Source organism: Streptomyces fragilis (assembly GCF_003112515.1).
GTDB classification, from domain to species: domain Bacteria; phylum Actinomycetota; class Actinomycetes; order Streptomycetales; family Streptomycetaceae; genus Streptomyces; species Streptomyces fragilis.
In genome coordinates, this window is the sequence record NZ_BEVZ01000003.1 from 1 (window position 1) to 25,051 (window position 25,051).

General features: G+C 72.6%; 23 protein-coding genes. 6 read left to right on the forward strand and 17 right to left on the reverse strand.

The window, feature by feature from the left end; genetic code table 11:
• Positions 1-71: 71 nt before the first annotated feature.
• Entirely contained in the window at positions 72-1,097 is a 1,026-nt protein-coding gene (locus Sfr03f_RS10575; protein WP_108954044.1) for an NADP-dependent oxidoreductase, read from the reverse strand.
• Between the two features lie 52 nt (positions 1,098-1,149).
• Between Sfr03f_RS10575 and Sfr03f_RS10580 the strand changes: the two genes are divergently transcribed.
• Positions 1,150-1,938 (forward strand): EI24 domain-containing protein, encoded by a 789-nt coding sequence (locus tag Sfr03f_RS10580; RefSeq protein WP_108953589.1) that lies wholly within the window; start codon positions 1,150-1,152, stop codon positions 1,936-1,938.
• A gap of 124 nt (positions 1,939-2,062) precedes the next feature.
• Here the strand turns inward: Sfr03f_RS10580 and Sfr03f_RS10585 are convergent, their stop codons facing one another.
• Positions 2,063-3,052, reverse strand: a complete 990-nt coding sequence (locus Sfr03f_RS10585; RefSeq protein WP_108954045.1) for an aldose epimerase family protein — start codon at positions 3,050-3,052, stop codon at positions 2,063-2,065.
• A gap of 10 nt (positions 3,053-3,062) precedes the next feature.
• Positions 3,063-3,941: an SGNH/GDSL hydrolase family protein gene (locus tag Sfr03f_RS10590; RefSeq protein WP_108953590.1), complete on the reverse strand. Its 879-nt coding sequence runs from the start codon at positions 3,939-3,941 to the stop codon at positions 3,063-3,065.
• A 330-nt stretch (positions 3,942-4,271) separates the two neighbouring features.
• Here Sfr03f_RS10590 and Sfr03f_RS10595 point away from each other — a divergent pair, with 330 nt between their 5' ends.
• Positions 4,272-4,766: a DUF3145 domain-containing protein gene (locus tag Sfr03f_RS10595; RefSeq protein ID WP_108953591.1), complete on the forward strand. Its 495-nt coding sequence runs from the start codon at positions 4,272-4,274 to the stop codon at positions 4,764-4,766.
• A gap of 119 nt (positions 4,767-4,885) precedes the next feature.
• On the opposite strand, the gene Sfr03f_RS10600 is transcribed toward Sfr03f_RS10595, so the two are convergent.
• The 5 genes from Sfr03f_RS10600 to Sfr03f_RS10620 form a co-directional block, all read right to left on the reverse strand.
• Positions 4,886-6,160: a beta-ketoacyl-[acyl-carrier-protein] synthase family protein gene (locus Sfr03f_RS10600; protein ID WP_108953592.1), complete on the reverse strand. Its 1,275-nt coding sequence runs from the start codon at positions 6,158-6,160 to the stop codon at positions 4,886-4,888.
• Positions 6,161-6,302: 142 nt separating this feature from the next.
• A complete protein-coding gene (locus Sfr03f_RS10605; protein ID WP_108953593.1) occupies positions 6,303-6,551 on the reverse strand; it encodes an acyl carrier protein in 249 nt (82 codons plus the stop codon).
• A gap of 89 nt (positions 6,552-6,640) precedes the next feature.
• Complete coding sequence (locus Sfr03f_RS10610) at positions 6,641-7,675, reverse strand: ketoacyl-ACP synthase III (RefSeq protein ID WP_108953594.1); 1,035 nt, start codon at positions 7,673-7,675, stop codon at positions 6,641-6,643.
• 24 nt (positions 7,676-7,699) lie between these two features.
• Positions 7,700-8,611 carry an ACP S-malonyltransferase gene (locus Sfr03f_RS10615; RefSeq protein WP_108953595.1) on the reverse strand — a complete coding sequence of 304 codons (912 nt, stop codon included), beginning with the start codon at positions 8,609-8,611 and terminating at the stop codon, positions 7,700-7,702.
• Between the two features lie 89 nt (positions 8,612-8,700).
• Complete coding sequence (locus Sfr03f_RS10620) at positions 8,701-9,918, reverse strand: PucR family transcriptional regulator (RefSeq protein WP_108953596.1); 1,218 nt, start codon at positions 9,916-9,918, stop codon at positions 8,701-8,703.
• 165 nt (positions 9,919-10,083) lie between these two features.
• Here Sfr03f_RS10620 and Sfr03f_RS10625 point away from each other — a divergent pair, with 165 nt between their 5' ends.
• Positions 10,084-10,743: a pirin family protein gene (locus Sfr03f_RS10625; RefSeq protein ID WP_108954046.1), complete on the forward strand. Its 660-nt coding sequence runs from the start codon at positions 10,084-10,086 to the stop codon at positions 10,741-10,743.
• 9 nt (positions 10,744-10,752) lie between these two features.
• On the opposite strand, the gene Sfr03f_RS10630 is transcribed toward Sfr03f_RS10625, so the two are convergent.
• The 5 genes from Sfr03f_RS10630 to Sfr03f_RS10650 all read right to left on the reverse strand — a co-directional run bounded on the left by Sfr03f_RS10630 (position 10,753) and on the right by Sfr03f_RS10650 (position 16,563).
• Positions 10,753-11,565 carry a serine hydrolase domain-containing protein gene (locus Sfr03f_RS10630; protein ID WP_108953597.1) on the reverse strand — a complete coding sequence of 271 codons (813 nt, stop codon included), beginning with the start codon at positions 11,563-11,565 and terminating at the stop codon, positions 10,753-10,755.
• A gap of 362 nt (positions 11,566-11,927) precedes the next feature.
• On the reverse strand, positions 11,928-13,376 hold the full coding sequence (locus Sfr03f_RS10635; RefSeq protein ID WP_108953598.1) for a cellulose binding domain-containing protein: 1,449 nt from the start codon (positions 13,374-13,376) through the stop codon (positions 11,928-11,930).
• A gap of 114 nt (positions 13,377-13,490) precedes the next feature.
• Positions 13,491-14,336, reverse strand: coding sequence for a carbohydrate ABC transporter permease (locus Sfr03f_RS10640; RefSeq protein ID WP_174721571.1), 846 nt, complete (start codon positions 14,334-14,336; stop codon positions 13,491-13,493).
• Between the two features lie 8 nt (positions 14,337-14,344).
• Positions 14,345-15,313: a carbohydrate ABC transporter permease gene (locus Sfr03f_RS10645; protein ID WP_108953600.1), complete on the reverse strand. Its 969-nt coding sequence runs from the start codon at positions 15,311-15,313 to the stop codon at positions 14,345-14,347.
• Positions 15,310-16,563: an extracellular solute-binding protein gene (locus Sfr03f_RS10650; RefSeq protein ID WP_108954047.1), complete on the reverse strand. Its 1,254-nt coding sequence runs from the start codon at positions 16,561-16,563 to the stop codon at positions 15,310-15,312. Before Sfr03f_RS10650 ends, Sfr03f_RS10645 begins: the two co-directional genes overlap by 4 nt.
• A 227-nt stretch (positions 16,564-16,790) precedes the next feature.
• Between Sfr03f_RS10650 and Sfr03f_RS10655 the strand changes: the two genes are divergently transcribed.
• Positions 16,791-17,621 (forward strand): GntR family transcriptional regulator, encoded by an 831-nt coding sequence (locus Sfr03f_RS10655; RefSeq protein ID WP_170145062.1) that lies wholly within the window; start codon positions 16,791-16,793, stop codon positions 17,619-17,621.
• 49 nt (positions 17,622-17,670) lie between these two features.
• On the opposite strand, the gene Sfr03f_RS10660 is transcribed toward Sfr03f_RS10655, so the two are convergent.
• On the reverse strand, positions 17,671-18,564 hold the full coding sequence (locus Sfr03f_RS10660; RefSeq protein WP_108953601.1) for a DUF4429 domain-containing protein: 894 nt from the start codon (positions 18,562-18,564) through the stop codon (positions 17,671-17,673).
• A gap of 58 nt (positions 18,565-18,622) precedes the next feature.
• On the reverse strand, positions 18,623-19,867 hold the full coding sequence (locus Sfr03f_RS10665; RefSeq protein WP_108953602.1) for an alpha/beta hydrolase: 1,245 nt from the start codon (positions 19,865-19,867) through the stop codon (positions 18,623-18,625).
• 129 nt (positions 19,868-19,996) lie between these two features.
• Here Sfr03f_RS10665 and Sfr03f_RS10670 point away from each other — a divergent pair, with 129 nt between their 5' ends.
• Positions 19,997-20,302: a small hydrophobic protein gene (locus tag Sfr03f_RS10670; protein WP_108953603.1), complete on the forward strand. Its 306-nt coding sequence runs from the start codon at positions 19,997-19,999 to the stop codon at positions 20,300-20,302.
• A 141-nt stretch (positions 20,303-20,443) separates the two neighbouring features.
• Here the strand turns inward: Sfr03f_RS10670 and Sfr03f_RS10675 are convergent, their stop codons facing one another.
• Together Sfr03f_RS10675 and aceE are read right to left on the reverse strand one after the other, a co-directional pair.
• Entirely contained in the window at positions 20,444-21,307 is an 864-nt protein-coding gene (locus Sfr03f_RS10675) for a potassium channel family protein (protein WP_108953604.1), read from the reverse strand.
• Positions 21,308-21,372: 65 nt separating this feature from the next.
• On the reverse strand, positions 21,373-24,129 hold the full coding sequence (aceE, locus tag Sfr03f_RS10680; protein ID WP_108953605.1) for a pyruvate dehydrogenase (acetyl-transferring), homodimeric type: 2,757 nt from the start codon (positions 24,127-24,129) through the stop codon (positions 21,373-21,375).
• A gap of 460 nt (positions 24,130-24,589) precedes the next feature.
• On the opposite strand from aceE, the gene Sfr03f_RS10685 reads away from it, so the two are divergent.
• Positions 24,590-25,027 (forward strand): DUF3052 domain-containing protein, encoded by a 438-nt coding sequence (locus tag Sfr03f_RS10685; RefSeq protein ID WP_218028147.1) that lies wholly within the window; start codon positions 24,590-24,592, stop codon positions 25,025-25,027.
• Positions 25,028-25,051: the final 24 nt, after the last annotated feature.

The following is a 25,051-nucleotide window of genomic DNA, read 5'->3' on the forward strand; positions in this document are numbered from 1 at the left end:
GTGGGCTTATGAGGCTCTTGAGGCGCCTGGGCGGGCCCGGAGGGGCGGCGACGGGGCCCCGCGGGCGGGCGTCAGACCTTGACGACCGCCTTGCCGACGTTGTCGCCCCGCAGCAGCATGCCGAGGAAGGCGTCCAGCCCGTTCTCGATGCCCTCGGTCACCGTCTCGCGGTACTTGAGCTTGCCGGAGCGGATCCAGGCGCCGGCCTCCTCGACGAACTGCGGGCGCAGGTCCTCGTGGTCGCCGACCAGGAAGCCCTCGATGCGGCCGCGGGTCTGGATCAGCCGGGCCAGGTTGCGCGGGCCCGGGACGGGCTCGGTGGCGTTGTAGACGGCGATCATGCCGCAGACCGCGATGCGGCCGCCCACGTTGAGCGAGCCGAGCGCCGCCTCCAGGTGGTCGGCGCCCACGTTGTCGAAGTAGACGTCGACACCGTCCGGCGCGGCCTCACGGAGCTGCTTGCTCACCGGGCCGTCCTTGTAGTTGAAGGCCGCGTCGAAGCCGTACTCCTCGGTGAGCAGCCGGACCTTGTCGGCGGAGCCGGCCGAGCCGATCACCCGGGAGGCCCCCTTCAGCTTCGCCATCTGGCCCACCTGGGAGCCCACCGCGCCGGCCGCGCCGGAGACGAAGACGCTGTCGCCCTCCTTGAACGAGGCGACCCGGAACAGGCCCGCGTAGGCGGTCAGGCCCGTCATGCCCAGGACGCCCAGGTAGGCGGAGAGCGGGACGGCGTCCGGGTCCACCTTGGTGGCGTGCCGGGCGTCCAGGGCGGCGTAGTCGCGCCAGCCCAGCATGTGTACCACGGTGTCGCCGACCGCGAGGTCCGGGGAGTTCGAGGCGACGACCTCGCCGATCGCGTGGCCCTGCATCGGCTTGTCCAGCTCGAAGGGGGCGACGTAGGACTTGGCGTCCGACATCCGGCCGCGCATGTAGGGGTCGACCGAGAAGTACAGGTTGCGGACGAGGACCCGGCCGTCCTTCAGCTCGGGCAGCTCGCTCTCGACCAGGGCGAAGTCGGAGGGCTTGGGCTCGCCGACCGGACGGCTCAGCAGGTGCCAGGCGCGGGTCTGTGCGGGAAGTTCAGGTGTATGGGACATGGGTTCCATGGTGCCTGGTCGCTGCGGAAGACGCAGCGCTAGAGTTCCCGGCATGCGTGATCTCGGGGTCGGTTTCGGATATCTGTTCAAGGGCCAGCGGTGGGTGGCCAGGCACGGCAGGCAGTACGGCTTCGGGCTCATCCCGGGGCTGATCACGCTGGTCCTGTACGTGGGCCTGCTGGTGTCGCTGGCCGTCTGGGGCGCCGACCTGGTCGCCTGGGCGACGCCGTTCGCCGACGACTGGTCGCAGACCTGGGCCGACGTGGTGCGCGTGGCGTTCACCGTGCTGCTCTGGGCGGCGGCGCTGCTGGCGGCGGTGCTCACCTTCACCGCGATGACCCTGCTGATAGGCCAGCCGTTCTACGAGGCGCTCTCCGAGCGGGTCGACCGCGACGTGTCGCCCGACGGCACGGCCGCCGTCTCCGACCTCCCGCTGCTGCGGGAGCTGTGGATCTCCGCCCGGGACAGCCTGCGGGTGATGGTCCGCGCGGCGCTGTGGGGACTGCTGCTGTTCTGCTGCGGGTTCGTCCCGGTGGTGGGGCAGACGGCGGTGCCGGTGATCGGGCTGTTCGTCACCGGGTTCTTCCTCACCGAGGAGCTGACCGCGGTGGCCCTGCAGCGGCGGGACGTCCGGCTGCGGGAGCGGCTGCGGCTGCTGCGGTCGCGGAAGCTGCTGGTGTGGGGGTTCGGAGCGCCGCTGGCGGCGTGCTTCCTGGTGCCGTTCGTGGCGGTGTTCCTGATGCCGGGAGCGGTGGCGGGGGCGACCCTGATGGCCCGCGACCTCCTCGGCGAGGACGAGCCCGCCCGCGACGCCGCCACGCTGGACCTCACCAAGCCCTGACCCACCGAGCCTTGACCCACCGAGCCCTGACCTCGCCCTGTCGCCCCGAGGGGCGGGGGCGGTGCCCGGGGCCCCGCCGGTGCCGCCGAAGGCGGGGCCGCCGTGTCCGGGGCCCCGCCGGGCGTCAGCGGGTCGTGAAGCCGTAGACCGTGCGGGAGCGGAACGTCTCGCCGGGGCGCAGGACCGTGCTGGGGAAGTCCGGGCGGTTGGGGGCGTCGGGGAAGTGCTGGGTCTCCAGGGCCACGCCGTCGCCGGGGGCGAACCCGCCCTCCAGGAAGTCCCCGGTGTACACCTGCATGCCCGGCTCCGTCGTGGCGACCGTCAGCACCCGGCCCGTGGACTCCTCCCACATCTCGCCCACCGGCTCCGCCTGGGCGGTGACCCCCTTGTCGAGGACGAGGTTGTGGTCGTAGCCCTCACCCGTGAGACGCCCCTCGGCCCCCCGGAAGTCGAACCGCGTGCCCTCGACGTCCGCCACCGGGCCGACCGGGATGTTCGCCTCGTCCACCGGCGTGTACCGCGAGGCCTCCAGCCGCAGCCGGTGCCCCCGCGCCGTGCCGGACCCCGCTCCCGCCAGGTTCCAGTACGTGTGGTTGGTCAGGTTCACCACCGTCGGCGCGTCCGTCACCGCCTCGTACGTCAAGGACAGCGACCCGTCCTCCTCCAGCGCGTAGACGGCGGAGACCTCCAGACGGCCGGGGAAGCCGTCCTCGCCCGCCGGGCTCACCCCGGTCAGCCGCAGCGCGTGCGCACCGTCCGGCTCGACGTCCCAGACCCGCTTGTCGAAGGCCTCGTCCCCGCCGTGCAGGCAGTTCTCCCCGTCGTTGCGCGGCAGCGCGTACTCGGCGCCGTCCAGGGTGAACCGGGCGCCCGCGATCCGGTTGGCGTAGCGGCCGATCAGCGCGCCGTAGAACGGGCCGGTGAACTTCCGGTACCCGTCGAGCTCGTCGAAGCCGAGCGCGATGCCCGCCATGCGGCCCTCGCGGTCCGGCGTCTCGACCGACTGGACGATCCCGCCGTACGACAGGACCCGCACCCGCACCCCGGCCCGCTCCAGGGTCCATCGGTGCACCGAGGCGCCGTCGGGAAGGGCGCCGAAGATTTCGCTGTTCATGATCGCCACCCTAGGCCGTGACCGTGCGGTAGGCGATGTCGGCCAGCCTCGCCTGGCCGTCCACGCCCGGATGGAAGAGGTCCCACCGGCTCAGCTGCCGGGCGCCGAACCGGTACGCGTAGACGGCCCCGCCGTCCGTCCGGCACCGCCGGTCCCGCGCGCACACCTCGGCCAGCGCCTCGTTGTACTCCTCCACCCGCTCGCGCACCTTCTTCCGGCGCTCGACGGCCTTGCGGTCCATCGCCTCAGCCTCCCCCAGCATCGTCGGGCAGATGCCCAGCTTCCAGATCTCCTGTGCCATCGACGTCCCCCGGCCGACCTCCCACAGCCGCTTCAGGTCCGGGATCGACGCCACGTACACCTGCGTCTTCGGGGACTCCCGGCGCAGCGTGCGCAGGGCCGCCCCGAACTGCTCGCGGAACGTCTCCACCGGGGTCATCCCCTTCACCGACCCGCGGCAGGCGTCGTTGGCGCCGGCCAGAACCGTCACCAGCTCCGGCCGCCGGGCGGCGGCCAGCCGCATCTGCCCCTCCAGGTCGGACATCCGGGCGCCGGTCTCCGCGAAGTTCCAGCTGCGCGCGCGGGCCGACGCGCCGTCACCCAGCAGACGGGCCGCCAGGCTCCGCACCTCGGGGGAGTCCCCCGTGGACCAGGACACGCTCGGGCAGTCGGAGAGGACCTGACAGGAGTCGAACCCGGTGGTGATCGAGTCGCCGACGGCGGCCACCGAATCGGGCGAGCGGTCCCAGGAGGAGGGCGACGACGAGACCTTCGGAGGGGGCGCCGCGGCACCCTCGCCGCCGCCGCACGCGGCCGACGCCGACAGCGCGGCGAGCGCCAGGGCCGCGACGCCGGCGCGCCTCGGCCTCACGCGGCAGGGGGTCGGCATGCCCGGGGCTCCTTCCGGTGCTCTCGTGGTCCGTGGTGGTCATGGTCGCGGAATACGGGGGCACAGGTCGTTCGTGTCCCACACCATGAGAACGCGCGGGAGTTCCCGGTGCCGCCCGGAGGCCGCCCCGCCCGCCCGTACAAGCGTCCCACCGGGTGAATGGCGGCGTTTCGCGGCCGTGGGACCGACGGTACGTCACTCCCGCCACCCGTCGGCACGGTAGCCTCGCTGCGTGGCTCCCCCGACACGCCGTCAGGACGCTGTCCGGGAACCCGGGAGCCCGTCCGTCCGTTCTGTCCGTGGCGAGCGCGCCGCTTCGAGGAGGTCTCGGTGACGACACGTGGGGTTCTGTACGTGCACTCCGCTCCCCGCGCGCTGTGCCCGCACGTCGAGTGGGCGGTCGCCGGAGTGCTCGGCGCCCGCGTGAACCTGGACTGGATCCGGCAGCCCGCCTCCCCCGGCACCTGGCGCTCGGAGCTGTCCTGGCAGGGCAAGGCCGGCACGGCCTCCAAGCTGGCCTCCGCGCTGCGCGGCTGGCAGATGCTGCGCTTCGAGGTCACCTCGGAGCCCTGCGCCGGAGCCGAGGGCGAGCGGTACAGCTGCACGCCCGGGCTCGGCATCTTCCACGCCGTCACCGGCGTCCACGGCGACATCATGATCCCCGAGGACCGGCTGCGCGCCGCGCTGGCCCGCGCCCGCAAGGGCGAGACGGAGCTCGAGGCCGAGGTGGCGAAGCTGCTCGGCAAGCCGTGGGACGACGAGCTGGAGTCCTTCCGCCACGCCGGAGAGGGCGCCCCCGTCCGCTGGCTCCACCAAGTCGTCTGACCGCCCGCGCACACACCGCGCACAGCACGCGGCGCACCGAACACCGCGCACGGAAGACCGCGCGACGGAACGCGAGAGGGCCCCCGCCGGAGCGGGGGCCCTCAGCCGTGCGGGCGGTCTCAGACCGTCCGGAAGGCCAGCACCACGTTGTGGCCGCCGAAGCCGAAGGAGTCGTTCAGCGCGGCGATCCGGCCGTCGACCGGAAGCTTGCGCGCCTCGTCGCGGACCACGTCGGCGAGCCCCGCGGCCGCCGGGTCCAGCTCCTTGATGTTGATGGTGGGCGGCGCCACCCGGTTGTACAGCGCCAGCACCGTGGCGACCGACTCGACACCGCCGGCGCCGCCGAGCAGGTGACCCGTCATCGACTTGGTGCCGGAGACCGCGATGTGGTCCGCGTCGTCGCCGAACACCGCGCGCAGACCCTTGAGCTCCGCGATGTCACCCGCGGGCGTGGAGGTGGCGTGCGCGTTGACGTGGACCAGCTCGGCCGGGTCCAGGTCGGTGGAGGCCAGCAGGTTGCGCAGCGCGGCCTGGATGCCGCGGCCCTCGGGCTCCGGCTGCACGATGTCGTGGCTGTCGGCGGAGATGCCCTGGCCGACCGCCTCCGCGTAGACGCGGGCGCCGCGCGCGGCGGCGTGCTCGGCGGACTCCAGGATCAGGACACCGGCGCCCTCGCCCATCACGAAGCCGTCGCGGTCCGTGTCGTAGGGACGCGAGGCGCCCTCGGGGTCCTCGTTGTTCTTGGACATCGCCATCATGTTGGCGAACGCGGCCATCGGCAGCGGGTGGATCGCCGCCTCGGTGCCGCCCGCGACGACCACGTCCGCGCGGCCGCTGCGGATCATCTCGATGGCGTAGCCGATGGCCTCGGCGCCCGAGGCGCAGGCGGAGACCGGCGTGTGGACGCCCGCCCGGGCGTTCACGGCCAGACCCACGTTGGCCGAGGGACTGTTCGGCATCAGCATGGGGACGGTGTGCGGGGAGACGCGGCGGACGCCCTTCTCCTTCAGCACGTCGTACTGGCCCAGCAGGGTGGTCACGCCGCCGATGCCGGAGGCGATGACGGCGCCCAGACGCTCGGGCTCGACGCCCGCGCCCTCCTCACCGGCCTTGGCGGTGAAGCCGGCGTCGGCCCACGCCTCCTCAGCGGCGACCAGCGCGAACTGCGCCGAACGGTCCAGCCGGCGGGCCTGCGGGCGCGGGATCACCTCGGTCGGCTCCACCGCGATCTGCGCGGCGATGCGGACGGGCTGCTCGGCGGCCCACTCCTGGGTGAGGGGGGTGACGCCGGAACGTCCGGCGACCAGGCCCTCCCAGGTCGAGGCTACGTCGCCACCCAGCGGTGTGGTTGCGCCGATACCGGTGACGACCACGGTGCGATTGGTCGGGCTCACGGGAACTCTTCTCCAACGAGGTACGAGGAATAACGGCGCCACCGCACAGTCACCGCGGCGGGTGCCGTCGCCCGGGGGGCTGGGCACCCCCCGCGGCGACGCTGCCGGGTGGCGGGGTCGAGCGCCAGGCGCTGAGGGTCGCTCAGCTCTGGTGCTTGAGGATGTAGTCGGCGGCGTCGCCCACCGTCTTGAGCGTCTTGACGTCCTCGTCCGGGATCTTCACGTCGAAGCGCTCCTCGGCGGCGACGACGACCTCGACCATGGACAGCGAGTCGACGTCCAGGTCGTCGGTGAAGGACTTGTCCAGCTGGACGTCCTCGGTGGGGATGCCGGCGATCTCGTTCACGATCTCGGCGAGACCGGCGACGATCTCTTCCTGGGTGGCGGCCATGTCGGCGCTCCTTCGTAGATGTATTTCTGAGGGTGTGGCGCTCTATGTCCACATGTCCGTGCCGGAACGCTTCGTCCGGAACGGAACGCCTAGGGGAGGGTAACGACCGTCGCGGCGTAGGCCAGCCCGGCACCGAATCCGATGACCAGCGCCGTGTCGCCGCTCTTGGCCTCGCCCGTCTCCATCAGCCGGTCCATCGCCAGCGGGATGGAGGCGGCCGAGGTGTTGCCGGTGGTGCGGACGTCCCGCGCGACGGTGACCGTCTCGGGAAGCTTGAGGGTCTTGAACAGCGAGTCGATGATGCGCTCGTTGGCCTGGTGCGGGATGAACACGTCCAGCTCGTCCGGGCCGATGCCGGCCGCGTCCAGGGCCTGCTGGGCGACCTTCGCCATCTCGAAGACGGCCCAGCGGAACACCGTCTGGCCCTCCTGGGTGATGGCGGGGAACTTCACCCGGCCGGCCTCGTCCAGCGGCAGGCTGGAGAGTTCGGCGCCGACGCGGTAGTCGTTCCAGGAGACCGTCTGCTTGATGACGCCGGCCTTGTCGCCCTCGGAGCCCCAGACCGTGGGGCCGATGCCGGGCTCCTCGGAGGGGCCGACCACCACGGCGCCCGCGCCGTCGCCGAACAGGAAGGCCGTCGCCCGGTCCTCCAGGTCCGTGAGGTCCGACAGGCGCTCCACGCCGATCACGACCACGTACTCGGCGGAGCCCTCGACGACCATGCCCTTGGCCAGCGTCAGCGCGTAGCCGAAGCCCGCGCAGCCGGCCGAGATGTCGAAGGCGGCGGCCCTGTCCGTCCCGAGCTTGGCGGCGATCTCGGTGGCCACGGCCGGGGTCTGCTCGAAGTGGGAGACCGTCGAGACCACGACCGCGCCGACCTGCGCGGCGTCGATCCCGGCGGCGGCCAGCGCCTTGCCGGCCGCCTCGAGCGACATCGCGGAGACGGTCTCCTCGTCGTTCGCCCAGTGCCGCGTCTGGATGCCGGAGCGCGACCGGATCCACTCGTCGGAGGAGTCGATCGTCTCGAGGATCACCTCGTTCGGCACGACCCGCGCGGGGCGGTAGCCGCCCACACCCAGGATGCGCGCGTACGGGGCGCCCTTGCTGGGCTTGATCTTCGACATGTTCGGTCGGCTCCTTCTGGGGCGTCAGGCGTGGTCGGCGATGAGCGCGCGAGCCGCGTCGAGGTCGTCGGGGGTCTTCAGGGCGAGCGTCTTGACGCCCGGCAGGGCGCGCTTGGCGATGCCCGTGAGGGTGCCGCCGGGGCAGACCTCGATCAGCGCGGTCACGCCGAGCTTCTGGAACGTCTCCATGCACAGGTCCCAGCGGACCGGGTTGGCGACCTGACCGACCAGCCGCTGCAGCACCTCGGCGCCGGAGGAGACCACCGCGCCGTCCTTGTTGGAGACGTAGGCGACCCGCGGGTCGGCCGGAGCGAGCGCCTCGGCGGCCGCGGCGAGCGTGTCGACCGCGGGGGCCATGTGGTGCGTGTGGAACGCGCCGGCCACCTTCAGCGCCACCACGCGGCGCACGCCCTCGGGCTTGTCCTCGACCAGCGCCTCGATCTGCGCGGCGGTGCCCGCCGCCACGATCTGGCCCGCGCCGTTCACGTTCGCCGGGGTCAGGCCCAGCTTCTCCAGGTGCGCGACCGTCACGTCGGGGTCGCCGCCGAGCAGCGCGGCCATCCCCGTCTCGGTGACGGCGGCGGCCTCGGCCATCGCCAGACCGCGGGTGCGCACCAGCGACAGGGCGGCGGAGTCCTCCAGCACGCCGGCGAACGCGGCGGCGGTGATCTCGCCGACGCTGTGGCCGGCGACCGCGCCGGGCGTCACGTCGCCGAGCGCGGACGCGGACAGCAGACCGGCCGCGACCAGCAGCGGCTGCGCCACCGCGGTGTCACGGATGGCGTCCGCGTCGGCCTCGGTCCCGTAATGGACGAGGTCGAGTCCGATCGCGTCCGACCACGCGGCGAGGCGGTCGGCGGCGCCGGGGAGTTCGAGCCAGGGAGTCAGGAAGCCGGGCGTCTGGGCGCCCTGGCCGGGAGCGACGAGTACGAGCACTTTCACACTCTCTCTCGGAGACGGCGGCCCCCGCCCGTGGGGACAGGGACGAAGAACGGCAAGGCTAGTTGTAGGACCTGGACAAACACTCAGGCGAGGTGATCACCCTCGGTGAGGCGCCCGAGGACCAGGGCCACCCGCAGGGCGAACGCCGAGCGGACGTCGGAGGGGGACCACCCGGTGACGTCGGTCACACGTCGGAGCCGGTAGCGCACGGTGTTGGGGTGGACGAAAAGCATGCGCGCCGCTCCCTCCAGACTGCTCGCCTGCTCAAGATAGACGCTGAGCGTCTCCAGCAGCGCCGATCCGGCCTCTTCCAGCGGTCTGTAGATCTCCTCCACCAACTGCTCGCGCGCCGTCGGGTCTCCGGCGATCGCGCGCTCCGGCAGCAGGTCGTCCGCCAGCACCGGGCGCGGGGCGTCCGGCCAGGCCGAGCACGCCTTGAGCCCGGCGGTCGCCGCCTGCGCGGAACGGGTGGCCGCCAGCAGGTCGGGCACCACGGGACCGGCCACCACCGGACCGGCGGCGAACGGCCCGATCAGGGACTTCGCCACGTGGAGCGGGTTGTCGCTGCCGCCGGCGATCACCACCAGGCGGTGGCCCAGCACGCCGGTCAACACCTGCAGCTTGGTGTGCCGCGCGGCCCGGCGGATCGCCTCCACGGTCAGCTCGCTGTCGCCCTCGGGTGCGGTGCCCAGCACCACGCAGACGTGCTCCGGCGAGTTCCAGCCCAGCGCCGCGGCCCGGCTCACCGCGCCCTCGTCGGCCTCCCCGGAGAGCACCGCGTTGACCACCAGCGACTCCAGGCGGGCGTCCCAGGCGCCACGCGCCTCGGCGGCCTGGGCGTACACCTGGGCGGTGGCGAAGGCGATCTCCCGCGCGTAGACCAGCAGCGCCTCGCGCAGCACCGACTCGTCGCCGGGCGCGGCGACCTCGTCGATCGCGGACTCCATCACCTCGATGGTGGTGCGCACCATCTCCACGGTCTGCCGCAGCGTGATCGCGCGGGTGAGCTCGCGGGGGGCCGTGCCGAAGACGTCGGTCGAGATCGCCTGCGTCGGGGTCTGCGGGCGGCGGAACCACTCGGTGAACGCGGCGATGCCCGCCTGCGCGACCAGGCCGATCCAGGACCGGTTCTCCGGAGGCATCGCCCGGTACCAGGGCAGCGTCTCGTCCATCCGCGCGATCGCCTGCGCGGCGAGGCTGCCGGACGACCGCTCCAGGCGTTTCAGCGTGGCGGAGTGACGGTGCGAGGCGGGCGGGCCGAACGAGGACGGGGCGGCTTCGGAAGGATCTGGTGCGGGCACGCCCCCAAGGGTGCCCCATGCCGGACGGCTTGCGACGCGCCGGGTGGCAGCGGTACGTGTGCGGACCGTCACACCGGGCTGGCGGCGCCCGCACGCGCACCCGGGTGGGTCGGCGCCCACCCGGCGGGAGGGCGCGGGGGCGCGGGTAGCGTGAGGGGCGTGAGCATCGACGTACGGCGGGCGGACGGCCGGTACCCGGGCGGCGACCCCGGTGCGGGCGTCACCACCCGCCACGCCTTCTCCTTCGGCCCCCACTACGACCCGGACAACCTCGGCTTCGGCCCGCTGATCGCCGTCAACGAGGAGCGGCTGGAGCCGGGCGCCGGGTTCGACGAGCATCCGCACCGGCACGTGGAGATCGTCACCTGGGTCCTGGAGGGCGAGCTCACCCACCGCGACTCCGGCGGCCGGGAGCGGCGGGTGCGCCCCGGCGACCTCCAGCACCTCAGCGCGGCCGCGGGGGTCCGCCACGTCGAGCGCAACGACGGCGCGCGTCCGCTGCGGTTCCTGCAGATGTGGCTGACGCCGCGGGAGGCGGGGGGCGAGCCGGCGTACACCCTGGTGCGCGAACTGGGGGCGGGGGCGTACGAACTGCCCGAGGCGGGCGCGGTGTTGCACACCCACCGGCTCGCCGCCGGCGCGAACGTGGCGCTCCCCGACGCGGGTTCCCTCTACCTCCACCTCGTCTCCGGCCGACTGGTCCTCGCCGGGCGGGCGTTGGCGCCGGGCGACGCGGCCCGGGTCACCGGGGAGCGCGGGCTCGTGGCCGAGGCGGCCGGGGAGGGCGGCGCGGCGGAGTTCCTGGTCTGGGAGTTCGCCGGCTGACCCGCCGCCTCAGCGGGCCTGGGCCAGCACCGCGTCGGTGAACGCGGGCCACGCGTCGATCGCCCACTGGCCGAAGGGGCGGTCGGTGAGGGCGACGCAGGCCAGGCGGGCGTCGGGGTCCACCCACAGGAAGGTGCCGGACTGGCCGAAGTGGCCGAAGGTGAAGGGGGAGGAGGCGGAACCCGTCCAGTGCGGGGACTTGCCGTCGCGGATCTCCACGCCGAGGCCCCAGTCGTTCGGGTTCTGGTGCCCGTACCCGGGGAGCACCCCCTTGGTGCCGGGGAACTGCACCGTCATCGCCTCCAGCACCGTCCGCGGGTCCAGCAGCCTCGGCGCCTGCAGCTCCGCGGCGAAGCGGAGCAGGTCGGAGACGGTGGAGACGCCGTCCTTGGCGGGCGAGCCGTCGAGGGTGGTGGCGGTCATGCCGAGGGGCTCCAGCACGGCCTGGCGGGCGTACTCGGGGAAGGGCATCTCCGTGGCCTTCTCCACATGACGGCCCAGCTCCTCGAAGCCGGCGTTGGAGTAGATCCGCCGCTCCCCGGGCGCGGCCATCACCCTGGGCTCGTCGAAGGCGAGACCGGAGGTGTGGGCCAGGAGGTGGCGGACGGTCGCGCCCTCGGGGCCCGCCGGCTCGTCGAGCTCGACCGCGCCCTCCTCGTACGCCACCAGCACCGCGTACGCGGCCAGCGGCTTGGTGACCGAGGCCAGCGGGAAGCGGTGGTCGGCGGGGCCGTGGACGCCGGCCACCGTGCCGTCGGCCCGCACGACGCCCGCCGCGGCGGTGGGGACGGGCCAGGACTCGATCATCGACAGGCTGTTCATACCGGAAGCCTAGGGCCGGTCGGGGAGCAGCGGCACCGAGGGGTCGGGCCGCCGGCCGGCACCCTGGCGCGTCGCCCGCGCCGGCACCCTGGCGCGGGTGACGCCGCCGGTCCGTTCGTCCGCCGTTCCCCTCCGACCGCGCACGAACGGACCGACGCCCCCCGCATGTCCTGCGGAGGGCCTGACCCGCTGTGACCTTGGGCTGCCCATGGGGGCCGGCGCCCAACCCTGGCTCACCCCAACAGGTGAAGCAATCGCACTTTTGTGCGGATTTACCGGACGGCGCCGAAGAGTCAGCTCCCCGAAGGAGCTGCTCCTCGACGCCGCCCGGTCACCCGTCCTGCGGGTCCCGGCCACCCGTCCTACGGGTTCGGCACCGTGTCCTGGAAGGCGGTCCCGGCCGAGCGGTAGGCGGCCACCTTGGCCGCCACCTGCGCCGGGGTGAGGACCTGGTCCTTCACGTGCAGGACGTAGTCGACCTTCTGGTCGTAGGAGCGCGGCGTGGTGCTGCTCTGGCCCGCCAGGTCGATCAGCCACTGGTTGAAGTTGATCGACATCGGCCGCTCCGGCAGGTACCGGGAGTCGTGGCGGCCGAACTCCTGGCCGTCCACGTAGTAGACGATGACGCTGTCGTCGATGGTGACGACCAGGTCGTGCCAGCCGGCGTAGCTGGTGCGGGACTCGCTGTGCGCGTTGACGGCCTCCCAGGGGTCGGGCCGGTAGGTCTCCCAGGAAGTGGTGTACAGGATGTTGGAGGGCTCGCCCCAGCCGCCGTTGGGCAGGTACTCGAAGTCGTACTCGGCGTAGTCGTCGGCCATCGGCGCCTTGAGGTCGTTGATGGTGAAGAAGGTCTGGACGAGGTGGTCGCCGTCCGGACCGCTGCGCGGGGCGTCGGAGAAGTGGACCCGGGCCGCGTAGGTGCCGTTGCGGAACTTGACCGCGCGGGTGAGGACCTCGGTCATCTCGGTGGTCGCCGCGGTGCCGGCCGTGGAGGTCTCCAGGTTCATCACCGTGGTGGAGCCGTCGCGCACGAAGGTGACGTTGTCCGGCGCCCAGGTCGCGCCGGGCACGCCGGGGCCGCCGGAGTTGGAGCGCACGCTCCAGCCGTGGGAGGCGAGCGCCGGGTCGGTGTGCGAGGTGTAGGTGAAGTCGTCGAAGAGCGTGGCGCCGCCGCCCGGCGGGTTCGTCGGCGGGTCGGTGGGACCGGTCGGGTCGGGGGAGGGGCTGTTCCCGGCGGGGGCGGTTCCCCAGACCTGGGTGCCGCCGACGGTCGCGGTGACCTTGCTCCAGTCCCCGTAGGAGGTCTGGGAGGGCCCGAAGGAGTAGTCGTCGCTCTGCACCAGCGCGCGCCAGTCGGAGCGGTGGAAGCGGAGCTGCAGGTCGCCGCTGTCCGTGCCGGGGGAGAGGCTGCCGGCCCCGGAGGTGAACCCGATCTCCAGGTACCGGTCCGCGGTGGCGGTCGGGTTGGCGAGGGTCCCGAAGGTCCCGGTGACGTTGGCGCAGCCCTTGACCGCCCAGGAGCAGCGGAAGGTGTACGAGGCGCCCGCCTCGGCCTTGAAGTAGTACCTCAGCCTCACCTGGCCGAGGGACACCGGGGAGGAGCCGGTGTTCACCACCTTGAACCAGGGCTCGGCCTGGTCGCCGCCGGTGGAGCTCTGCCGGTACTGGACCTTGACCTGCTCCCCGGCGGCGGCCGCGGGCAGGGCGGTGAGGGTGGCGCAGCCGACGCCGGCGGCCAGCGCCGCTGCGAGGAGGGTGGCGCGGATCCGGTTGCCTCCGGCGTGCGTGGGGCTCGTCGTGCTGGGGGTCATGCGGGCGTCCTCTCCTGAGGGGTGGGGGCCGGGCCGGCAGGGGGGCGCCGGACCGGAGGACGTACGGGGTGGGACGTGCGGGGTGGGGGAGCGGCGCGCACGCGCGGTGGCGCCCTACCCCTTCACCGCGCCGCCGGCCATGCCGGCGGCGACCCGGTGCTGGAGCACCAGGAAGAGCAGCAGGACGGGAAGGGCGAACAGCGTGGAGGCGGCCATGGTGGCGCCCCAGTCGGTGCCGAAGACGTTGGAGAACGAGGAGAGCCAGACCGGCAGGGTGCGGTCGTCCTGGTTCTTGATGATCAGCATGTTGGCGAAGGCGAACTCGTTCCAGGCGGTGATGAAGCCGAAGAGCGAGGTCGCCACCAGGCCGGGCGCCAGCAGCGGGAAGGTGACACGGCGGAACGCCTGCGAGCGGGTGCACCCGTCGACCCGGGCGGCCTCCTCCAGTTCCACCGGGATGCCGGTGAGGAACGACCGCAGGGTCACCACCGTGAAGGGCAGCGTGATCATGAAGTAGATCAGGGTGAGCGTCGGCAGCCGGTCGAGCATGCCGGTGTCCCGGGCGATGACGTACATCGGGATCAGCAGGGCCTCCCAGGGCGCGACCTGGGCGACGAACACCATCAGCACGAACGCACGGCGGCCCTTCCAGCGCATCCGCGCGACCGCGTACGCCGCGCCCAGCGCCACCACCAGCGCCAGCACCACGCAGGTCAGCGTCACGAGCAGGCTGTTGCGCCAGAACTGCGCGAAGCCGTCCGCCCGGGCGGCGGTCGCGAAGTGCTCCAGGGTGAGGGAGGAGGGCCAGAAGACCGGGGTCTCCGCCTGGATCTCAGGCGTCGGCTTGAACGCCGTGAGGATCATCCAGTAGACGGGGAACGCCGAGAGGACGAAGACGAGCGCCGCTCCGGCGTTCAGCGGCAGACGGCGCCGCGCTGTCCGGCTCACTCCGCGGCTCATTCCTCGGCTCATTCCTCGGCCTCCTGACGGAGCATCCGGCGCAGGTAGGGGATCAGCACGGCGAGCAGCAGCAGCACGGTCAGGGTGGAGACCGCCGCGCCGAGGTCGTAGCGGTGCAGCGACTGGGCGATCCGGTAGGCGTGGACCGGCAGCGTGGTGGTGGCCCGGTCCGGTCCGCCGCCGGTGACCGCCCAGATCTGGACGAAGCAGCGGAAGACCCAGATGATCTCCAGGCAGAGGACCAGCCCGAAGACCGGACGCAGGATCGGCAGGGTGACCGACCGGAAGATCCGCCACGCCCCCGCCCCGTCCAGCCGCGCCGACTCGTGGAGCTCGGCCGGCACCGTCAGCAGCGCCGCGTGCAGCGTGATCGCGACGAAGGGCACCGACTGCCACACCACGAGCAGGAGCAGCACGACGAAGGCGGCCCTGCCGTTCGCCGTCCAGGAGAAGTTCTCGAACGACGCGAAGCCGAGGCGGGTGAGGGCCCAGTTCACGACGCCGAGCCGGGAGGCGAACAGCCACTGGAAGACCGTGGTGGTGGCGATGACCGGGCTGGCCCAGGCGAGCACCAGCCCGCTGGTCACCACGATCCGCATCACCCGGCCCAGGCGCTCCAGCATCAGCGCCACCAGCGTGCCCAGCACCATGATCAGAAGGACGTTGAGCCCCGTCCACCACAGGGTGCGGTGGACGACCTCCCACAGCTCGGGGTCGGACAGGATCTCCCAGTAGTTGGCCAGCCCGACGAAAGGGGCGTCGCCGCGGATGAGCTCGCCCATCCCGTACTCCTGCACCGACATCAGCAGGTTCCGGACCAGGGGGTAGCCCAGCAGCAGCACGGCGCCCACGACGGTGGGGGCGATCAGCAGATAGGGCCACAGGTTGCGCAGGCCGCGCAGGCCGAGGCGGCCACGGGCGGGGCCGTCACCCGGCGGGCCGGGGCGCGCACCCGCCGCGGATGCCGGCCGGTTCATGAGTTCAGGGTCTTGGTGATGTCCTCGGAGGCCTTGCGCGCCGCCTTCGCCATGTCCTGACCGGTGAGGACGGCCGTCATGTACTCCTTGATCGGGTTGGCGGCCTCGACGGCGGCCCACTGCGGCGAGTTGGGCGTCGCCCGGCCGTGTGCGGCGGCCGCGGCCATCGCCGCGGTGCCCTCGTTGTCCTGGATCACGGAGGCCAGCGAGGTCCGGTTGGGCACGTAGCTCATGGTTCTCGCCATGTCCCTCTGCCACGTGTCGCCGGCCAGCGCCGCGATCACCTGGTAGGCGGCGTCCTGGTGCGCGGAGGCCTCCGGGACGATCAGGTCGGACCCGCCGGTGAAGGTCGCGCCCGGCTTGCCCGCCGTGTTGCCGGGGACGGGGAAGAAGCCCAGCTTGCCCGCGAGTCCGGGATTGGCCTGCTCGATGATCTTCGCGCCGCCGGGCACCGCGATCATCTGCGCGACGTCGCCCTTGGCGAACACCTCCGCCTGCGGCGGCTCGGCCTCGTCGGAGTCCCTGGGGCCCTTGCCGAGCGCCTGGAGCTCCTTGTAGAACTTCATGCCGCGCAGCGCCTCGGGAGTGTGCAGCGAACCCTTCCACGGACCCTGGGTGTGGACCGCGAGGTCGCCGCCGTCCTCCCAGACGAAGCCGGCCAGCGTGTACCAGTTCTGGCCCGGCAGGTAGATGCCCTGGACCGTGTCGCTGTTCAGCTTCTCGGTGACCTCGATCCACTCGTCCCGCGTCTTCGGGAGCTCCTTGACGCCGGCCTTCGCGAAGTGGTCCTTGTGGTAGATGACCACCCGGTTGGCCGCGTACCAGGGGATGCCGAACTGCTTGCCGTCGATCCTCCCCGGCTCGGCCAGGCCCGGCAGCCAGTCGGAGCCCTTGAGCTCCGCCACCTTGTCGCTGAGGTCCTTCACCCCGCCGCTCGCCGCGTACTGCGCGACCTGGGTGTTGCCCACCTCGATCACGTCCGGGGCGTCGTTGCCGGCCAGGGCCGCGGTGACCTTCTCCCCGATGCCGTTCCACTCCTGGATCTGGATGTCCAGGTCCAGGCCGGGGTGGTCCTTCTCGAAGTCCTTGGTGAAGCGGGCGAGGAAGTCGTCGGTGACGCTGTCCTTCATGATCCACACGGTGATCCTCCGCGGGCCGTCGCCCTCGTCGGAGGACGAACCCGAACTGCAGCTGGTGAGCGCGGCTGCCGCCGCCAGGGCGGACAGACCGGCGATGATGCGGATCTTCACGGTCACCTCGATGAGACCTGACCAATTGGTCGTCCGGCATGGAGTGGTAAACGAAGTTGGCACCGTCCCGGGGACCCGTCAATCCCCCCAGGTATTACTCAACACCCTTGTGAATACTGGCCACTTGGTGATGAGTGAAGGTGCGGCACGCCGCTTGACCAGTTGACCGGTCGGCGGGTTGGGTAGGTGACCAGCCGGTCCGCCCGCGGCCGGGGAGGGAGGCCGTCATGCGCAGCGGCTCGTCGAGCGCCATGCTCAAGCGGGAACGCGTCCGCGAGCACCTGCGCGTCCTGATCGAGGCCAGCAGGCCGGGTGACGCGATCCCCTCCGAACGCGCCCTGTGCGCCGAACTCGGCGTGTCCCGGCCGACCCTGCGCGCGGTGGTCGACGGCCTGGTGACCACCGGCCTGCTGACCAGGGAACAGGGCAGGGGTACCTTCGTCGCCCCCGCGAAGATCACCCAGGAGCTGACCTCGGACAGGGCCCCGCTCGACGTCCCCTCCGCCTCCGGCTCCTGGTCCAGCCGCATCCTGGAGCGCGCCACCCTGCAGGCCGGGGCCCGCATCGGCCGCCGCCTGCGGATCTCGCCGGCCGCCGAGCTCGTCTACATCGCCCGGCTGCGCCTGGTGGACGGCGCCCCGATGGCCGTCGAGCACCTGCACTTCCCGGCCACCCTGGTGCCGGCGTCGCTCACCTCCGAGGAACTGGAGGCCGGCGACCTCTACGACCACCTCAGGGAGCACCACGGGGTGACCGTCCACGAGGCCACCCAGTCCATCGAGCCGACCGTCGTCAACGAGGCGGAGGCCGCCGTCCTCGACGTGCCGGTGCTCTCCCCGGCGCTGCTCATCGAGCGCCTCACCACGGACACCTCGGGGCGCCCCGTGGAGTACGTGCACTCCGTCTACCGGGGCGACCGGTACCGCATCGTCTCCCGGCTGGCGCTCGGCCCTCCCGGCCCGCGCCCGCGGCCCGCAGGGCACCACCCCGGCATCCCGCCGGGGGACTTCGCCCACGACGGCATCATCACCTCGTCGACCACCGGGGACGCCTACTGACCCGGCGGGCGGAGGCCGTGCTCCGGAGGCCGTGCTCCGGAGGCCGTGCTCAGAGTTCGGCGAGAAGGTCGGCCTTCTTGGCGGCGAACTCCTCGTCGGTGACCAGCCCCGCCTGGTGCAGCTCGCCGAGGTGACGGATCCGGTCGGCGATGTCCGCCGGGTCGCGCCGGGTCACCCCGACCGCCACCGGCGTCATCCGCTCGGTCGCGTTCTTGGCCGCCGCGCCGCCGACGGCCCGCGCCGCGGCCAGGACCGCCGCCGCGAACGGGAGCGACTCGTGCACCGGGCCGTACCCGAGCCCGAACACCACCGCCGAGGGGTCCTGGTCCACCGGCACGTGCGCCCCGTGGGCCGGGGCGCCGCGCCTCAGCAGCCGCAGATGCCCCTCGAGCGCCTCCGGCGAACGCCACTCCACCCCGGCCAGGTCCGCCACCGGCACGTACTGGTCACCCGTCTTCCACTTGGCGGACGAGGCGCCCGTCCAGGACCAGCGGAAGGTCACCGTCGAGCCGTCGAAGGACGCCTTCGCGTCGTAGGCCTTGAACTGCCGCGGCGGGTCGGGCGGAGCCACCAGGCAGCTCGTCGTCGGCCCCGGATCGCCCGGCAGCAGGGCGCGCAGTTCGTCGGCGTAGTACTCGGCCAGCGTCTCCCGGTCGCCGGGCAGCACCAGCCGGTACGGGTCGCTGCCCTCCGGCAGCTGGCCGTCGGCGGCGTCCATCAGCGGATCGGCCCCCGCTCTCGGCCGGGCGCGCAGCACGACGGTGCCGCGCCGCCCGCGGGACAGCTCGACCCCGGCGAGGGCGGCGAGCGGCACACGGCGCTCGCCGAGCGCCTGGAACAGTCTCGGTGTGCGGATCCCCCGTTCGTAGCGGATGAGCACGGAGTCGGACTCGAACTCCCAGGCGGCATGAAATCCGGCCAGTACGTCACCCATGCGGCTCATCGTATGCGTGCCTCCCCCTCGCCGTCCCGTGTCCGACAGGCCCCAAATTTTTCCGGCGCTACGCGCTTCTGACCGGCGAGCCTCCGGTAGGAATGGTTCCGCACGCGTCTTCTTCGCGTGCGCAGTGCACGGCCGACGGATCACCGGCCGCGATCAGAGCGAAATTGTTCAGACTTTCGCTGCCTGGCGCGAAGTATCCGGTGTGCCCGTCGGCCCCCGCCGCGGACAGCACCCTGGCGCCGAAGGCGGGGGAGACCGGGTCGGCCCCGTGACCCAGCCCGCCGAGCTCCACGTGGGGCAGCTCGGCGATCCAGTCGTCCTCGGCGCGGGCGGCCCAGATCCGCGCCCGGGAGCCGAGCCGGGAGGCGCGCCCGGCGCGCATCCCGGGGCTGCCCGCCACCACGATGTCGGTGACCCGCCCGGGCAGCGACCGCGCGGCCAGCCCGCACACCACCGAACCGTAGCTGTGGCAGAACAGCGCGACGCCCGCCTCACCCGGCAGCGCCCCCACCAGCGCGGACAGCCGGCCGGCGCCCGCCGAGGCGTGCGTGGCGGTGGCCGCGTCCACGCCGAGCCCCTCCGGCGCCGTGTAGTCGGCCCAGGCGATCACCGCGGTGCGCACCTCGGGCCGGGCCTCCCGCTGGGCCCGGCGGAGCGCCAGCGCCATGCCGACCGGTGCGGCGCGGGGGAGGGCGGAGCGCTGGAAGGTGAGCAGGTCGGTGCCCGCGCCGGGCACCACCACGGAGATCCGGTCGGCGCGCTCCAGGTCGCCGAAGACCTCGGCCACCCGCCCGCGCCCCTCCGGGTCGAACGCCAGCACCTTGCGGTCCCCGTCCGCCAGCGAGGCGAACCGGTGCAGTCTGCGGCGGGCCTCGGCCCGGCCCTCCGCGCCCAGCCGGGGATCGCGGGGCCGGGCGCGCTCGCCGCGCAGCGCCTCGGCGAGCGCCAGCCGGTTGGCGTAGTAGCGCAGCCGCACCGGCGCGCCGTTCATGTTGCCGACGGCCAGCGGGTGGCTGCGGGCGAGGCGGCGCCGCTCCCGAGAGGTGAGGGAGGCGAAGAAGGCGGCCAGCAGGTCCGGGGGAGAGGCCGGGTCGGGCAGCGGCCGGCCGTCGATCCGGCCCCGCCCCCAGGCCGCGAGGTCCGCGGCGAGCGCGCCGGCCGGCCGGTGGTCGGGGACGGCGGCCCAGCCGGAGGTGGTCAGCAGGGCGAAGACCACCGCGAGGGCGGGCAGCGCGTGGGCCGCTCCTCGCCGCAGGCCGCGGTGCGGCGGCCCGGCGGCGGGGCGGGTCGGCGTGGTCGTCATCGAGGGAACCCTAGGAGACCGGCCCCCTCGCCGGAAAGTAACTGGCATGAGTGGCAGGCCGATTGCGGGCAATGCGAACAGTGAACCCGATAGGCGCCCCTACAAGGCAGAGGGTGCAAGGGAGTTGATATGGCCGGCTTCGGACAAGGCGCGCGCAGGCACCCCCGCTCACGTGGCGTGAACCCGTCACGGACCGGGCCGGACAGCGCGACGCTCGCGATCATCGGAGTCGTGTGCGCGGTTGCCGGACTCTTCGTCGCCGGGATCATCCTCGGCCCGGCGGCGGTCGTGTGCGGCTGGCTCGCGATGGGACGCACCTGGAAGGGCGCGAGCGCGGGGTGGCCCGCGCTGGTCGCGGTCGTCCTCGGTGCGATCGACACCGTCCTGGCGTTGATCGCTCTCGCCGGGGCAGGAACGGGCGCGGGAATCCTCTGACCCGTCCGTTCCCACGAAGGGCGCCGGAGCGCCTCCTCTCCGCTCCGGCGCCCTTCGTCATGCCCGGGCCGCGGTCACGCGCCCCCACCGCGCGGCCGGGCGGCCCCGGGCCCCGGCGACGTCGTCGGGAGGCCCGGGGTGTCAGCGGTCGTCGGGGGTCGCCGCCGAGGTGGACGCGGTGGCGGGGGCCGGGACGGGAGGGCCGGGGCGGGCGGCGGCGAGGGCGGCGACCTCGGCGCGCAGGGCGCGGACCTCCTCGGTGAGGGTGCGGATCTCCTCCGTCTGCCGCCGCTCCTCCGCGTCGTCCTTGTCGAACTGGGCGATGAACCACGCCGCGATGTTGGCGGTCACCACACCGAGCAGCGCGATGCCGGACAGCATCAGCCCCACCGCCAGCAGCCGCCCCAGCCCGGTCGTCGGCGCCAGGTCCCCGTAGCCGACCGTCGTCATCGTGGTGAACGCCCACCACACCGCGTCGCCCAGCGTCCTGATGTTGCCGCCCGGCGCGCCGCGCTCGACCGACAGCACGGCCAGCGAGCCGAAGACCAGCAGCCCCACCACCGAACCGGCGACGTACGTCGTCAGCCGCACCTGCGAGCTCAGCCGCGCCCGCTGGCCGACCAGGACCAGCGTGGAGACCAGCCGCAGCAGCCGCAGCGGGCTCAGCAGCGGCAGCAGCACCGCCAGCAGGTCCAGCACGTGCGTGCGGAAGAACTTCCCGCGGTCCTGCGCGAGCCACAGCCGCGCCGAGTAGTCCACCGCGAACGCGGCCCAGACCGCCCACTCCACCCACCGGCACGCCAGGAGCACCCACGCGGCCGCGTCCGGGTCCACGATCGGCACCGCGTAGGCGACCGCGAACACCACCGCGAGGAACAGCAGCGGCCGCTGGGTGCGCCGCTCCCACGCCGCCGCCCGGCACGGCGCCGTCGCCCCTCCCGTCGCCGTCCCGGAGGCCGCGGAGGCCGGGGGAGCCGCGGAAGCCGTCGTTTCGTCCATGACCATCCGTGAATCGTAGGAAGGGCCCCCTCCGCCCGGAAAGGCGGTGGGGGCCCGGGACGCGCGAAGGATCAGGCGTCGCCGCCCATGGTGCCGGGGTCGGCCGCCCGCACGTCGAGGATCCGGTACCGGTCGATCGCCTGCTTCAGCACCCCGCGGTCGACCTGGCCGGCCTTGGCCAGCTCGGAGAGCACCGCCACCACCACCGACTGCGCGTCGATGTGGAAGAAGCGGCGCGCCGCCCCGCGGGTGTCGGCGAACCCGAAGCCGTCGGCGCCCAGCGAGGTGTACGGACCCGGCACCCACCGCGCGATCTGGTCGGGAACCGAGCGCATCCAGTCGGAGACCGCCACGAAGGGACCCTCCGCGCCCGACAGCTTCCGCGTCACCCACGGCACCCGCGGCTCCTCCTCCGGGTGCAGCAGGTTGTGCTCCTCCGCGTCGACCGCCTCGCGCCGCAGCTCGTTCCAGGAGGTCGCCGACCAGACGTCGGCCCGCACGTCCCAGTCCTCGGCGAGGATCCGCTGCGCCTCCAGCGCCCACGGCAGGGCCACGCCGGAGGCCATGATCTGCGCGGGGATCGAGCCGGCGGTGCCCGGCGCGTACCGGTGGATGCCCTTGAGGATGCCCTCGACGTCCACGTCCTCCGGCTCGGCCGGGTGCACGATCGGCTCGTTGTAGACGGTCAGGTAGTAGAAGACGTCCTCGCCGTGCGGGTGCTCCGGCGAGGAGCCGTACATCCGCCGCAGACCGTCCCGCACGATGTGCGCGATCTCGAACCCGAACGCCGGGTCGTAGGCCACGCAGGCCGGGTTGGTGGAGGCCAGCAGCTGCGAGTGGCCGTCCGCGTGCTGCAGTCCCTCACCGGTGAGCGTGGTGCGTCCGGCGGTCGCGCCGAGGACGAAACCGCGCGCCATCTGGTCGGCCATCTGCCAGAACTGGTCGCCGGTGCGCTGGAAACCGAACATCGAGTAGAAGACGTACACCGGGATCAGCGGCTCGCCGTGCGTCGCGTGGGCCGAGCCGGCGGCGATCAGCGAGGCGGTGCAGCCGGCCTCGGAGATGCCGTCGTGCAGCAGCTGACCGGTGGGCGACTCCTTGTAGGCGAGCAGCAGGTCACGGTCGACGGACTCGTACTGCTGGCCCATCGGGTTGTAGATCTTGGCACTCGGGAAGAACGAGTCCATGCCGAACGTGCGGTACTCGTCCGGCGCGATCAGCACGAACCGCCTGCCGATCTCCTTGTCCCGCATCAGGTCCTTCAGCAGCCGGACGAACGCCATGGTGGTGGCGATGGTCTGCTTCCCGGAGCCCTTCTTCATCGCGGCGTAGGCATGGTCGCCCGGCAGCGTCAGCGGCTTCGCGCGCAGCACCCGGGTGGGCACGTACCCGTCCAGCGCGCGGCGCCGGTCGTGCATGTACTGGATCTCCTCCGAGTCCTTGCCCGGATGGAAGTACGGGGCCTCGTAAGGGTCCTCCAGCTGCTTGTCGGAGATCGGCAGGTGCAGCCGGTCCCGGAAGCGCTTGAGGTCGTCGACCGTCAGCTTCTTCATCTGGTGCGTGGCGTTGCGGCCCTCGAAGTTCGGCCCCAGCGTCCAGCCCTTGACCGTCTTGGCCAGGATGACCGTCGGCTGCCCCTTGTGGGCCAGCGCCGCCGCGTACGCCGCGAAGATCTTCCGGTGGTCGTGACCGCCGCGCCCCAGGTGGAGGACCTGGTCGTCGGTCATGTTCTCGACCATCGCGCGCAGCCGGTGGTCGCCGCCGAAGAAGTGGTCGCGGATGTACGCGCCCGACTCGGTGGCGTAGGTCTGGAACTGGCCGTCCGGCGTCCGGTTCATCTTGTCGACCAGCACGCCGTCGCGGTCCTGGGCCAGCAGCGGGTCCCAGCTCCGGTCCCAGATCAGCTTGATCACGTTCCAGCCGGCGCCCCGGAAGACCGACTCCAGCTCCTGGATGATCTTGCCGTTGCCGCGCACCGGTCCGTCCAGCCGCTGCAGGTTGCAGTTGACCACGAAGGTCAGGTTGTCCAGCCCCTCGCGGGCGGCGATGGAGAGCTGGCCCAGCGACTCCGGCTCGTCCATCTCGCCGTCGCCGAGGAAGGCCCACACGTGCGAGCGGGAGGTGTCGGCGATGCCGCGCGCCTCCATGTACCGGTTCATCCGCGCCTGGTAGATCGCTCCCAGCGGGCCCAGGCCCATCGAGACCGTCGGGAACTCCCAGAAGTCCGGCATGGAGCGCGGGTGCGGGTACGAGGACAGGCAGTCGGGCGCCTTCGACTTCTCCTGGCGGAAACCGTTCAGCTGTGCCTCGGAGAGCCGGTCCAGCAGGAAGGCGCGCGCGTAGATGCCGGGGGAGGCGTGGCCCTGGAAGAAGATCTGGTCGCCGCCGTCACCGCCGTCCTTGCCCCGGAAGAAGTGGTTGAAGCCCACGTCGTAGAGCGAGGCGGAGGAGGCGAAGGTGGCGATGTGGCCGCCCACCCCGACGCCGGGACGCTGCGCGCGGGAGACCATCACCGCGGCGTTCCACCGGGTCGCGTTGAGGATCCTGCGCTCGATCTCCTCGTTGCCGGGGAAGAACGGCTCGTCCTTGGTGGCGATCGTGTTGACGTAGTCCGTGCTGCGCATCTCGGGCACGGCCACGCGCTTCTCGCGGGCCCGCTCGATCATGCGCAGCATCAGGTAACGCGCCCGGTCGCGACCGCGCTCGTCGATCGCGGCGTCGAGGGAGTCGAGCCACTCCCGGGTCTCCTCGGGGTCGAAGTCGGGGACCTGGCTGGGCAGGCCGCCGATGATGATCGGGGCGCGATCTGGTCCGGGTCCGGAAGCCACGGCAGTCCTTCGCTCTCGCTGGGGGTCCAGTCGTTCTCGGTGGGTATCTCCCATGGTGTACCCGCTGATCGTGAACCTCACCTCCCGCGCGTCCGGGCGGAAGTCGAGCCGATGGCCGACCCCCGTGACGCGCGGGACACGGAAAGCGAATACGCTCACTCCAGACACGTTTCGCAAAACAATTCGCACGTCGCACGCATGGTGTCCGCCGAAAGCGGCAAAGAGGACAGAATAGTGTGGCCTGCGTCACCCGGGCCCGGTATCGGCGCCCGGAACTTGCCACGGTGCCGCCGGGAACGTCACCGTTTCGGCGGTCTCGACGGCCGGGTACTTGCGCGATCGGTCCCGCCCGTGTGGACTACGGCCAATGCTTCGCGCACGCGCGTGGCTCGAACCCTTCCCCCGGCAGCCTGGAGCGAGCCGGAGGAGACACAATCGCAACATGATCAGGAGGCAACCCGTGAGCGCGACCGCGGACCACGCGGAGGAGCGGACGAACCCTGCCGCCAGGCTGGGGTTCCAGCCCGAGCAGGTGGTCCAGGAGATCGGCTACGACGACGACGTCGATCAGGAGCTCCGCGAGGCCATTGAGGAAGTCATCGGCAGCGAGCTGGTCGACGAGGACTACGACGACGTGGCCGATGCCGTGGTGCTGTGGTTCCGCGACGACGACGGCGACCTGACGGATGTGCTGGTGGACGCCACCACGTACATCGAGGAAGGCGGCTCGATCCTGCTCCTCACGCCCAAGACGGGCCGTGACGGCTACGTGGAGCCGAGCGACATCGCCGAAGCCGCGACGACCGCGGGCCTCTCCGCGACCAAGAGCGTCAGCGTGGGCAAGGACTGGAGCGGAAGCCGCCTGCTGACGCCGAAGGGCGCCAAGACCAAGCGGTGACGCCCCCGCCGGCCCCGGGCGGGC